The organism is Lentibacillus halophilus, assembly GCF_055395055.1.
Map to the genome: position 1 here is coordinate 1,468,023 of NZ_AP043750.1, position 12,503 is coordinate 1,480,525.

Annotated in this window: 12 protein-coding genes; 8 read left to right on the forward strand and 4 right to left on the reverse strand. The window is 45.1% G+C overall.

Annotation, left to right across the window (positions count from 1 at the left end; translation table 11 throughout):
• Nucleotides 1–26: 26 nt before the first annotated feature.
• From ACZ5Q7_RS07125 to ACZ5Q7_RS07135, 3 genes are read left to right on the forward strand one after another with little or no spacing between them, the layout of a single operon-like run.
• The gene (locus tag ACZ5Q7_RS07125; protein ID WP_343752525.1) at nucleotides 27–710 is read left to right on the forward strand and encodes an ABC transporter ATP-binding protein; all 684 of its coding nucleotides are present in this window, start codon (nucleotides 27–29) and stop codon (nucleotides 708–710) included.
• Nucleotides 707–913, forward strand: a complete 207-nt coding sequence (locus ACZ5Q7_RS07130) for an ABC transporter permease (RefSeq protein ID WP_343752524.1) — start codon at nucleotides 707–709, stop codon at nucleotides 911–913. Before ACZ5Q7_RS07125 ends, ACZ5Q7_RS07130 begins: the two co-directional genes overlap by 4 nt.
• Nucleotides 914–3,268 (forward strand): ABC transporter permease, encoded by a 2,355-nt coding sequence (locus tag ACZ5Q7_RS07135; protein ID WP_343752523.1) that lies wholly within the window; start codon nucleotides 914–916, stop codon nucleotides 3,266–3,268.
• A gap of 109 nt (nucleotides 3,269–3,377) precedes the next feature.
• On the opposite strand, the gene ACZ5Q7_RS07140 is transcribed toward ACZ5Q7_RS07135, so the two are convergent.
• The 3 genes from ACZ5Q7_RS07140 to mreBH all read right to left on the reverse strand — a co-directional run bounded on the left by ACZ5Q7_RS07140 (nucleotide 3,378) and on the right by mreBH (nucleotide 7,334).
• Nucleotides 3,378–4,580 (reverse strand): acyl-CoA dehydrogenase family protein, encoded by a 1,203-nt coding sequence (locus ACZ5Q7_RS07140; protein WP_343752522.1) that lies wholly within the window; start codon nucleotides 4,578–4,580, stop codon nucleotides 3,378–3,380.
• Between the two features lie 87 nt (nucleotides 4,581–4,667).
• Nucleotides 4,668–5,819, reverse strand: a complete 1,152-nt coding sequence (locus tag ACZ5Q7_RS07145) for a CaiB/BaiF CoA transferase family protein (RefSeq protein WP_343752521.1) — start codon at nucleotides 5,817–5,819, stop codon at nucleotides 4,668–4,670.
• A gap of 507 nt (nucleotides 5,820–6,326) precedes the next feature.
• Nucleotides 6,327–7,334, reverse strand: coding sequence for a rod-share determining protein MreBH (mreBH, locus tag ACZ5Q7_RS07150; RefSeq protein ID WP_343752520.1), 1,008 nt, complete (start codon nucleotides 7,332–7,334; stop codon nucleotides 6,327–6,329).
• A gap of 432 nt (nucleotides 7,335–7,766) precedes the next feature.
• On the opposite strand from mreBH, the gene ACZ5Q7_RS07155 reads away from it, so the two are divergent.
• Nucleotides 7,767–8,507, forward strand: a complete 741-nt coding sequence (locus tag ACZ5Q7_RS07155) for a CAP domain-containing protein (RefSeq protein ID WP_343752519.1) — start codon at nucleotides 7,767–7,769, stop codon at nucleotides 8,505–8,507.
• Nucleotides 8,508–8,542: 35 nt separating this feature from the next.
• Here the strand turns inward: ACZ5Q7_RS07155 and ACZ5Q7_RS07160 are convergent, their stop codons facing one another.
• On the reverse strand, nucleotides 8,543–9,712 hold the full coding sequence (locus ACZ5Q7_RS07160) for an MFS transporter (RefSeq protein ID WP_343752518.1): 1,170 nt from the start codon (nucleotides 9,710–9,712) through the stop codon (nucleotides 8,543–8,545).
• 201 nt (nucleotides 9,713–9,913) lie between these two features.
• On the opposite strand from ACZ5Q7_RS07160, the gene ACZ5Q7_RS07165 reads away from it, so the two are divergent.
• From ACZ5Q7_RS07165 to ACZ5Q7_RS07180, 4 genes are all read left to right on the forward strand, one after another.
• On the forward strand, nucleotides 9,914–10,909 hold the full coding sequence (locus tag ACZ5Q7_RS07165) for a glutaminase (protein WP_343752517.1): 996 nt from the start codon (nucleotides 9,914–9,916) through the stop codon (nucleotides 10,907–10,909).
• 47 nt (nucleotides 10,910–10,956) lie between these two features.
• On the forward strand, nucleotides 10,957–11,625 hold the full coding sequence (locus ACZ5Q7_RS07170; protein WP_343752516.1) for an SOS response-associated peptidase: 669 nt from the start codon (nucleotides 10,957–10,959) through the stop codon (nucleotides 11,623–11,625).
• 79 nt (nucleotides 11,626–11,704) lie between these two features.
• Complete coding sequence (locus ACZ5Q7_RS07175; RefSeq protein WP_343752515.1) at nucleotides 11,705–12,175, forward strand: low molecular weight protein-tyrosine-phosphatase; 471 nt, start codon at nucleotides 11,705–11,707, stop codon at nucleotides 12,173–12,175.
• A 19-nt stretch (nucleotides 12,176–12,194) separates the two neighbouring features.
• Nucleotides 12,195–12,494, forward strand: coding sequence for a YtxH domain-containing protein (locus tag ACZ5Q7_RS07180; protein ID WP_343752514.1), 300 nt, complete (start codon nucleotides 12,195–12,197; stop codon nucleotides 12,492–12,494).
• The last annotated feature ends 9 nt before the right edge of the window (nucleotides 12,495–12,503 follow it).

Here is a 12,503-nt window from a genome sequence, read left to right on the forward strand (position 1 = left end):
TTAAGAACCGACATGGAGGTATTCATATGGAGATATTAAATGCCAGCAATTTATCCAAAGTTTATGGACAAGGCGCAACAGCTGTTAATGCACTTGATGACGTCTCCTTTGCCGTCAATAAAGGGGAGTTTGTTGTTATTATTGGTCCGTCCGGTTCCGGGAAATCGACGCTACTGCATTTACTCGGTGGGGTGGATAGGCCAACGGATGGAAGCCTGTCTGTTGAACATACGTCTATTTTTGATTTGAATGAAACGCAATTGGCGATTTTTCGGCGCCGTCAGATTGGGCTTATTTATCAGTTCTACAATCTGATTCCCGTTCTGACTGTGGAAGAAAATATGACGTTGCCACTTCTTCTGGACGGGCATAAAGTAAACAAGAAGCAATTTAATGACATTGTGACGGCATTGGGTTTAAACGAACGTTTGAACTATTTACCTAATCAGCTCTCAGGTGGGCAGCAGCAACGGGTATCCATCGGCAGGGCACTCATTAGTAACCCGGCGTTAATGCTTGCCGATGAGCCAACAGGGAACCTCGACAGTAAAAACAGCAATGATATTATGGACCTACTCAAGATGTTTAACAAAACGTATAACCAAACACTTATTGTGATTACCCACGATGAGCGGATTGCCCTGCAGGCGGATCGGGTCATTTCCATTGAAGATGGCCGGATTGCCAAAGACGAGGTGACCCGTCCATGAACATCATCAACAAACTGACGCTGCGCAATTTGAAGAAGAACAAAAGCCGAACGCTCGTGACCATTATTGGCGTCATTATCTCTGTTGCCATGCTGACAGCGGTGTCGACACTAACCGTTTCATTCATGAATTTGCTGCAAAAACAGGAAATGGCCAACAACGGTGAGTGGCATGTGTTATATAAAGATGTCAACGCTGAATAGGTGGAGGCTATACAAAGTGATGAGGAAACGGAAGATGTCGTCCTGTCCAACAATCTTGGCTATGCCCGGTTGGAGGGCAGTGACAACGACTATAAACCCTATGTATTCGTCAAAGCGTTTAATGACCAGGCTGAACGAACATTTCCGACCGAACTGACGAAGGGTGAACGCCCGGAAAATTCCAATGAAGTGGTTGTTTCGAAGCATATAGCAACGGACGCAAATGTGTCTTTAAACATTGGAGATACGCTGAAACTTGGGATCGGTAAACGTGTTGCCGGTAAAAGTGCGCAGCCTCTGGATCAAACAAATCCTCTCCAAACAACAGAAGCTGGAAAAAACATCGAAACGCTGAAAAATAAACAAACGAAAACATTCACTGTTGTTGGTGTCATGGAACGGCCGTCGTGGGAACCACTTTCCGCACCCGGCTACACCGTGATGACTCATCTGGATAAAACCAGCATGGAAGATAATGAAACAGTTAATGCTTCTGTTATTTTGAAGGACGTTAACCAGTCACTGTTTGACCATGCACATGAATTGGCAGCCAATCAAAATATTAAGGACGTTCAATTTAACAATGGCCTACTCCGTTATTATGGCGTAACAGACAATCAGGGTCTTCAAACAACGCTTTATTCGCTCGCTGCCATTATTATCACGATTATTGTTGTCGGGTCCGTCTCACTGATTTATAACGCATTTGCCATTTCAGTGGCTGAACGTTCGCGGCATTTGGGCATGCTGTCCAGTGTCGGCGCCACAAAAAAGCAAAAACGGAATTCTGTCTTTTTTGAAGGTGCCATTATTGGCGCGATTGGGATTCCGCTCGGCGTTGTCAGCGGAATAGTAGGCATTGGCATAACGTTTCACTTTATCAACTCACTTATTCAAAATGTGTTTGATTTCGATCAGAATATGACCGTAGTTGTGACGCCATGGTCGATTATCACGGCCTGTCTGGTGTCGATTTTGACTATTTTCATATCAACGTATATTCCGGCAAGGCGCGCATCAAAAGTGTCAGCCATTGATGCGATCCGGCAGGCAGCCGATGTGAAATTGTCCCGCAAAAAGGTTAAAACATCCAAGCTGACACGTAAGCTTTTCGGGATTGAGGCGGAGATTGGCCTAAAGAACCTGAAGCGCAATCGCCGGCGTTATCGGGCAACCATCTTTTCACTTGCCATCAGCATCGTACTGTTTTTGTCAGTGTCATATTTCACGGAAAATTTGCAGAAGTCATACGATCTATCGCAGGCAGATATTGATTACGATATTAAAATGTTTACAAGCAACGGATTTTCCGAGCCGTTTGTTGATGGCGTGAAAGCGTTGGACACGGTATCAGAATACACTCGCGTCAAGGAATTGAAAACCCGGTCTATGGTGGCTAAAGAAAAAACAGGTGAAGAGCTCCAAGGGGGTAACCATGCATTTGAAGATGGCAAGTATGAGTATATCATCAGACTTCACGCCTTGGATGATGACAGTCTCAAAGCCTATGCCAAAAAAACCAAAGCAGATTTTGCCCAGTTAACAGATCCTGACAGCCGCTCAGGTATTGTCATTGATACGATTGACTACCGTGATCCGGACACAGGCAAATTCAAAGTCACAAAGGTCATTCATGCTGACATCGGACAGACACTTGAATTGACATCAGAAAATAACGATGATCTGGGCGATATTCAAATTGCAGCATTAACCAATACCGCACCAACAGGCATTAAACCATCGAATGCCGGTGTGCTTAATATTGTTGTCAGTCAACAAACGATGAATCAGATACTCGAACATGATTCCGTGGGTAATGTCGATACAAATATCTATTTGTCAAGCGATGATCCACTCAAAACCCAGAAACAGCTTGAGAAAATAAAGAAAAGTAACTTTCCGATTTATAATGTTTATCAGCGTAGACAGCGGATGGAACAAATGACTCTGCTCATGTCGGTGTTTGTATACGGCTTTATCGCTTTGATTACCGCGATTTCCGTCGCCAACATTTTCAATACGATTTCCACGAGCATATCGCTTAGAAAACGGGAATTTGCCATGCTGAAATCAGTCGGCATGACACCGAAAAGCTTTAACAAAATGATCAACTATGAAAGCTTGTTCTACGGCATCAAATCGCTGCTGTATGGACTGCCTATCAGCATCGGTATCATGTATTTGATTCACCAGTCACTTATGAACACATTTGACTACGCTTTTTCACTGCCGTGGATGGATATACTGTTCGTTACCATCGGCGTCTTCATCATCGTTGGATCGGCCATGCTCTACTCAAGTGCCAAAGTGAAAAAGGAAAATATCATTGATGCACTGAAGCAGGAAAATGTTTAGAAAGATATGAAAAAAAGCCGCATGGTTTCCTTTAAATGCGGCTTTTTCATGTCTTAGTGTCGATATTCGTTGATATCGATGCTAAGCTCAGTACCTTTTTGTAACTTTTTTATACTGTGGCATGATTGCCTTCCCAAGCCGGAAGCATGTTGTTTAATGGTTTATCCTGACGATAGCCGAGTGCATAGTCCGCTTGCATAAGGGTGTGAATTTCTCGCGTTCCTTCGTAAATAACCGGAGCTTTTGAGTTCCGCAAATAGCGTTCGACTGGATATTCATCGGAATAGCCATTGGCACCGTGAACTTGGACGGCATCATCGGCCGCCTTATTGGCAAAATCACATGCTTGCCACTTGGCCATTGACGTTTCTTCGGTGTTACGTTTTCCTTCGTTCTTCAGCTCGCCGGCCCGATAAACCAGCAGGCTGCTCATTTCCAATCCTGCTTTCATGTTGGCGATCATCTGTTGAACAAGCTGGTGTTGGCCGATTGGTTTGCCGAATGTTTCCCGTTCGTGGGCATAGTTGACACTCGCTTCCAAGCATGCTCGGATTTGTCCGACGGCGCCAGCAGCAACCGTGAACCGACCGTTGTCGAGGGCGGACATAGCGATTTTAAATCCTTCCCCTTCGTCGCCCAGCATGTTTTCTTCCGGTACTTTGACGCTGTCGAAAAATATTTCACCAGTGTTGCCGGAGCGTATGCCGAGTTTTCCTTTCGTTGCCTTGGAGTCAAAACCTTCCCACTCCCGTTCCACAATGAATGCTGATATGCCTTTGTGTTCGTTTTTCTTATTGGTATAAGCGAAAACAAGGAAGTGATCGGCGGAATCACACAGGGATATCCATGATTTGGATCCATTCAGTATATAATGATCGCCCTGTTTGACCGCTGTGGTTTGCAGGGATGTGACGTCGGAACCGGCGGCAGGCTCCGTCAGTCCGTAAGCACCGATTTTCTCTCCCTTTGCTTGAGGAACAAGGTATTTTTGTTTCTGTTCTTCGGTGGCCCATTGCAGAAGAGTCATGCTGTTTAAGCCGGTATGGACAGAGACGGCTGTGCGGAAAGCCGTGTCCCCACGTTCGAGTTCTTCACAGACAATGGCCAGCGCGTTATAGTCCATACCGCTTCCTCCGTATTCTTCCGGGATGCAGACACCCATCAGTCCAAGATCGGATAGTTTCTGCATGATGGATGGGTCAAATTTGCCTTCCCGATCCCATTCGGCAATGTAGGGAATAATTTCGTTGTCCACGAAGTTCCTGACGGTTGTTCGCAGCATATTTTGTTCTTCTGAAAAATGAAAATTCATTTATTCAACGCCTCCTGTAATAGATGAAATTTTTGGATGACAGCGATTTTATGGCTTTTGCACTCAAATCAGAATGTCCGTCACGGATCATTTGATCATGCCGAGTTGCTTAAGCAATTCCTCATTATGTTCGCCGGCATCGGGCGGATGGTGTTTGGTTTGAACAGGTGTCCGTGACAATTTCAGCGGACTGCCGATCATACGGATGTTACCCGCGGTTGGGTGTTCGGCGTCGACAAACATTTCCCGCTCGTTCAACTGCGGGTCATCGGCCACGTCGTTCATAGACTGAATTGGCCCGCACGGAATGTTATTTTGTTCACATTGCTGTTGCCAATAGGCGGTGGACCCGGTCAAAAAGATGCCCTGAAGTAGTGGAATCAGGTCGTTCCGGTTGGCCACACGGTCCGGATTTGTTCGGAATCGCTCATCGGATGCATACGCCGGTTTTTCCAAAATTTTGCATAAGTTTTGGAACTGATGATCGTTGCCTACTGCAATCACCATCTCCCCATCGCTGGTTGTAAATGTCTGGTATGGGACAATATTGGCATGCTGATTCCCGAGTGCTTCGGGAATTTTCCCTGCCATTAGATAGTTGCTTCCGACATTCACGAGAGCGCTGACAGCTGAATCATACAGAGAAAGGTCAAGCTTTTGGCCTTTACCTGACTGTGTCCGCTCCAACAGGGCACCCTGGATGCCAATACAGGCGTACAGCCCCGTCAAAATATCCGTAATGGCGACTCCGACTTTTTGCGGACCGGATTCCTGATCACCGGTAATGCTCATCAGGCCGCTCATCGCTTGAATGATAAAGTCATAGCCGGGCATGTTCTTGTATGGACCCGTTTCACCGAACCCTGTAATCGAGCAGTAGACCAAACCGGGGTTGATCTCGGACAGCGTTTCATAATCAAGCCCGAGCCGTTCCATGGTTCCGGATTTAAAATTATTAATGACGACGTCGCTGTCACGGATGAGATTTTTAATGGCTTCATTGCCTTCCTCGGACTTTAAATCAAGCGTAATGCTTTTTTTGTTCCGATTGGCACACAAATAGTACGCACTGACCCCGTTTTGAAAAGGCGGTCCCCATTTCCGTGTCTCGTCACTGCCGCCTGGTGCTTCTACTTTTATGATTTCAGCACCAAGGTCTCCGAGAATCATAGTTGCATAGGGACCGGCTAGGACTCTGGATAAGTCAAGAATTCGAATATTTTCAAGTGCTCCAGCCATCATGTCACCCCTTTCTAAATTAAAATAAGCCACTCCAAAAAGACGACAGATTCACTGTGGCAGTTGAGATAACCAACTGCATAAGTGCAACTAAGGCAATCGCCTGCACCTAAAAGGCTTGGCGCTTACCAAGTTTTCTTTACTGTTCGTCGATTTGAACTGGCTTTTATCTGTTGAAGCAGAACTGGAATGGAACTGCAAACAGATTGAACAGTTATAAACGGATTTGTCATGATTTCAGGCACCTGTGAGGCAATGATATGTGTTATTCACCCCTGAGGTGTCCTCATTCTATCATGCGGTGCAGCGTGGAAGCGCTTCAACATGATTAAGGTCATTATATACTATTCTGAACAATTTGTAAACCATTTTTTTCACTATTCATGGGCTGTCCTATCCTTATTTCCAAACGTGGATCAGTACATGCGTGAAGGTGGGCTACAAACGGAAAAAAACCGCGCCCATCATAGGAATGGATCGCGGTTGGGATAGCTGTGTCATTTATACTTATTTAGCCGCTTTCTGCAGTTTGGTGATCATTTTCAATGAACGACCGGTTCCGATCGCAACGGATTCCAGTGGATTGGGTGCGATATGAACGGGGACGAACAGTTCGTCGGAAAGCCAGTCCTTCAATCCGTTCAGCAATGCCCCGCCGCCGGTCAGTACGATGCCGTGGTCAACGATGTCACCGCTCAGTTCCGGCGGGCAGTTTTCCAGCGTGGCACGAATGTTTTCAAGAATTTGATCAAGCGATTCTTTCAAGGCAGAGTAAACTTCCTTGGAAGAAACCGTGACCGTTTGCGGCAAGCCGGAAACCATATCACGGCCGCGGATATCCAATGATTCTTCAGGATGGTTTTCATCGGCATGTCCAATTTCCATCTTAATATTTTCGGCTGTTCGTTCACCGATTAATATGTTGTACTTCTTACGGATGAAATTGACGATTTCGTCATCCATAGTGTCGCCGCCGGTGCGGATGGAACTGCACGAGACAACGCCACCGAATGAAATGATGCCCACCTCGGACGTGCCGCCTCCGATATCAACGGTGACGTTGGCAATGGGTTCATCGACCGGTAAATCAGCACCGATGGCAGCTGCCACAGGTTCTTCAATCAAATGAACATGTTTGGCCCCGTAGCTGCTGACAGCATTATGAATCGCACGCCGCTCAACCGTTGTGCTTCCGGATGGGGTGCAGACGACCACCGTTGGCTTACGCATGGACATTCCGATGGTCTTACTTACTTTTTTTAAAAATTCCTTCAGCATTTGTGCCGTTACATCATAGTCGGCGATCACACCATCTTTTAATGGTCGGATCGGGACAATGTTTTGCGGGGTTTTGCCAACCATTTCTTTTGCCTCAGACCCAACAGCGACGACATTTTTTGAGTTCAAGTCAATGGCAACGACGGATGGCTCGTTGAGAACAACCCCTTTTGTTTTGGAATATATCAGTATATTTGCGGTACCAAGGTCAATTCCGATTTCTGCAGTTGATAACATCCTATGTTCCTCCAATGATGATAAATTAAACATCTATGTGATAAATGTTACATACAAATTCTCTTATACCATTATTCTACTATAGCACAGTTTACAGGGGTTATAAATAACGAGAAAATAATGGTTTATACTCGAATTTTCTCCATTATTGGAGGGGATTTCAAGTAACATTTTGATTACATATTATCAGTATATGTAACATAATCGAAGGGTGTAGAAAGCTGTCAATATGTCATCTTGTTCAATTATTTCCAGTATAAAATATACCTTCCAGTGATGGTACTGAATAAAAGTAAGCCAATCCTATGATGAGGCGGTTTTCCTGAAAAGCATATAAGCTTGTCACGGCTTATGGAAATATATTGCATAAATATTACACTAATCGTATGCTACGATAATGACGAAACAAAAAACACAGGAGAGGTGCTATACATGCGGAATAAATTAATGACGGGGACGTTAACGATCGCACTATTGTTTGGCGGAGCTTTTCAAATGACAGCGGATGTCTCGGCAAATTCAGCTGATGTACCAAAACAGAACAATCAGGAAATAGTTTATTCTACCATTGAGGATGATGGTTGGAGTGAATTGTCATCAAGTAATTTCCAGGATGTTATAAAGCAATATTTCCCGCAAGCCAATTTTGACTCAAACAATCAACAGGATACCAACGAAAACGATCAAGAACAGAAAAAACAGGATCCGAACAAGCAGACCAACCAACCGGCTGAACAACAGCCAACGGAACAACAGCAAAAGCAGCACCAGCAAAACGCTTCCCAATCACAGCAACTTAGTGAATTTGAACAGCAAGTGGTGGAGCTGACAAATCAGGAACGGACGTCACAAGGTCTCGATCCGCTGAAAGTGGACACCGAGCTCAGCAAAGTAGCACGAAAAAAATCACAGGACATGGCGGACAATGGCTATTTCGCACATAATAGCCCAAATTATGGATCACCGTTTGATATGATGGAACAATTCGGTATTTCTTATCAGACAGCCGGTGAAAACATTGCAAAAGGGCAAAGTACCCCGCAACAGGTCGTGGATGGATGGATGAACAGTGAAGGTCACCGTGAAAACATTATGAATCCTGATTTCACACATATTGGTGTTGGCTATGTCGAACAAGGCAACCACTGGACACAACAATTTATTGGGAAGTAAATAGGATGATACCAATGGACTGATCTTGCGTAAGGTCAGTCCATTTGTTTTTCGATTATGCTGGAACGATCATCTCCGTATATTGACACAATCGCCGCACCAACAGCTAAGACAATCATTGACCCGCCGACAACGGCATTCATCTCAACCGAAGCCCGTTCAATAACCAAACCGCCAACCAGTGACCCGACCGCGATACCAAGATGAAGCGCCGAGTTATTCAAGCTTTGCTGGATGTCGGATGTTTCCGGAGATAGTCCCATCAAATAGCTTTGAGTGGCCGGTGCCAACGTCCAACTCAGCATGCCCCAAATGACAACGATAGCCAGGAAAGCCGGCCATGCAACGGTTGCCCCTGGTATGCTGAACATAATGAGGGTGAATAGCAAGGTTGTCAGCAGGATGGTCCGTTTAGAACCAATGGTGTCGGATAAAAAGCCACCAACGCCACCACCGCTGACGGCAGCCGCCCCGAAAATTAAATAAATAACACTGACCCATGTTCCACTGGCATCCAATGTTGTTTTAGCAAACGGGGTTAAGTAAGCATAAAGCGTTGTATGTCCCGCTAAAAATAGAAAGGTCACCGTTTGCCCAAAAAATATTTTCCGGTTTTTCAAGGTCGCCAGTTGCTTCCGGAGTGGGTAGGACGGATTTGGTTGCACACGGTCCATTAACATAGACACACCGACTGCTGAAAGGACCGTCAGAAACGTAATCAGCACAAAGGGAGCGCGCCAGCCAAATGCGTTTCCCATAAGCAGTCCCACAGGCAACCCCAGAACAATGGATGCGCTGATGCCCATGGACACAATTCCGATCGCCCGTCCGCGGTATTTCGGATGAACGATGGATGGTGCGATGGTCAGACATAAAATGACTAACAGTGAACCGCTCAATGCCAAAATGACACGTCCGATAAATACGACCGCATACGATAAGCTGAATACGGTTACGACGTTGCCTGTAAAAAACACAGCAAGGGATATAAGCATCAGCCGCTTTCGTTCCATGGATGCTGTCCATACAAGAAGCAACGGTGAGCCGATAGCAAAGATAAGGGAAAATATCGTAATCAGGAATCCAACTTTTCCAAGCCCCACGTTCAGATCATCGGCTATTAAATCAAGTATGCCACCAATAATCAATTCAACCATTCCGACGACGAATGCGACAACAGTTAAAAAGTATACTTGTTTATTCATAACAGGACGCCTTCCTCATAATAGTGATATCATTTGTCTATCATTAATGGTAAATCCGTCCATAATAAAATACAAGGTCATGGTTCACCCTAAAAAGCAATCATAATATCTATTTCTATATAATGGAACAATTTATGAATGGAAAAACAATAGTCAAACATATCAACATCATAGGTATACGATTTACAAAGGGGTGATAAGATGGTTCAAGGGATGGCAAACTGGAATACGGGACAGACGCAGAAATGGCTGCAACAGTACGTGGATGACTGGGTTGCGTTTTACCGGAAGCGTACGAACGACGGGGACGTTGCCTCCTATATTCCGGCTTTGGCGCAGGCGGATCCAGATGATTTAGGTATTTCAATTATTGGTAAAAGCGGTATGACCGTTCGTTCCGGTGATACCGACATGTCGTTTACCCTGCAGAGTATTTCCAAAGTCATCAGTTTCATTGTTGCCTGCATGGAATGCGGTGTATCTTATATGCTGGACAGAGTTGATGTGGAGCCGTCCGGTGAAGCGTTTAATTCCATCATGCATTTGGAGATGCAGCAAGTGGAAAAGCCGTTTAATCCATTGATCAACGCCGGAGCGATTACGGTGGGATCTATTTTACCAGGAAAAACGTCGGACCAACGTCTGGAGCCAATATTTCAACTGCTTGAAAACATGGTGGGATACCGGCCGAAACTGAATGTGGATGTGTATGAGTCGGAGAGGGATTCATCGATGCGGAACAGGGCGATAGGCTACTATTTACTGGAAACCGGCTTTTTGGAATCGGATTTGAATGTCACACTGGAGACGTATTTCAAGCAATGTTCCATCGAGGTGACGATAGATGACCTTGCCAACATAGGCATGGTGCTTGCCAATGATGGAATGAATATAAAAACAGGTGAAGCGATTATCCCGAGACAAATTGCCCGGATTGCTAAAGTGCTCATGCTGACGTGTGGTATGTACGATGCATCAGGAAAATTTGCCACCTATGTCGGCATTCCGGCTAAAAGCGGGGTTTCAGGCGGGATCGTTGCAGCAGTGCCGCCGAGGGTCAGAGATGAGCCTATGCCATTTACGGACGGTTGTGGTATCGGGGTTTACGGGCCGGCGCTGGGGGATGAAGGAAACAGCATTGCCGGCATTCGTTTGTTGCGGCATATTGCCAACCAGTGGGATTTGAGTATTTTTTAGTTGGGAATGTGTAGGGTTATTTTTTCAAAGAGGAGAGGAGTGGCATTATGTGTGGACGATATACATTGCTGGCGGATGAAGCGGAGATTTTGGACAAGTTTAGCATTGAACAGTCCATTCCCGATTATGAACCCAGCTATAATATTGCACCGGGACAGCAAGTACTGGCGGTGATTCATGATGGGGACAAAAAACGGGCAGGCTATTTACGCTGGGGGCTTATTCCTTCATGGGCAACGGATGAAAAAATTGGCTATAAGATGATCAATGCCCGCAGTGAAACAGCTCATGAAAAGCCCAGCTTCAAACACCTCATGACCCGGAAACGTTGTTTAATTGTCGCTGATAGTTTTTACGAATGGAAACGGGTCGGAAACGAAAAACAACCGAAGCGCATTCAGTTGAACGATAGGAAATTATTTGCGTTTGCCGGTTTGTGGGATAAATGGGAATACGGTGATCAGAAACGGTTCACGTGCACGATTCTGACTAAAGCAGCTAATCGATTTATGCAGACCATTCATCATCGCATGCCGATTATTTTACCTAAAAGTCATGAGGATGCGTGGATTACAACAACCAATCAGTCGGCGGATGAGGTGCATCAATTTCTGCAAGAGGTGGAAACAGAACCGTTTCAGGCGTACGATGTGGCCAGCTACGTGAATGCAGCGAAAAATAATGATGCAGGGTGTATTGCTCCGTTGCATAAATAGAAGATAGTGGCCTTTCCAACTGTTGGATAGTATAATAAACTCAGCTATACGAATTCATACATCGGACAGGGGTGAGCGGATGATACGTGTGTTATTTATATGTCTCGGTAATATTTGCCGGTCACCGATGGCGGAGGCTATTTTCCGGGATTTGGTGAAAAAAGAAGAATTATCTGATAAAATAGCAGTGGATTCGGCTGGAATTGGTTCATGGTACAGTGGGAAAATGCCCCACGAGGGGACCATGCACATTTTGGACAGAGAACACATCCCTTATAGTGGCATAGCATCCCGGCAAATACATACGGATGACTGGCACAGGTTTGATTATATGATTGCCATGGATGACGAGAATATAAGCGCTTTACAAGACATGGCAGGTTTTGGGGATGGTGTCGAGCCTCGCAAACTTATGGATTACGTTGATGGAGCAGACACCTCCAATGTAACGGATCCGTTCTTTACGGGTCATTTTAACGATACGTATGATTTGGTTTCAGAGGGTTGCAAACAGTTTCTTCAGCATATCAAGGAAACGAATAACATATAACGAAAAAGGAGCGATTTAAATGGGTAAACAAAAATTATGTTTAGGAATGATTATTGGAACCATAGCGGGTGGGCTTTTGTCTTTGTTGGACCGTGATGCGAGAAACTATACCAAAGAGAAATTGGCAGATGCTAAATACGAATCATCGTATTATGTCAAACACCCGTCAGCAGCAGTGAAGCGTACGAAAAATAAATTCGACCGATTAAATACGCAACTATCGGCAAGTACAAACAACGCCATTAATGCGCTGGAGCAGGTGGAAAACACATTGGATCAGTTCACTGATGATAGAGGAACGAAAAGACTGGGGCAATAAGTTAATAAT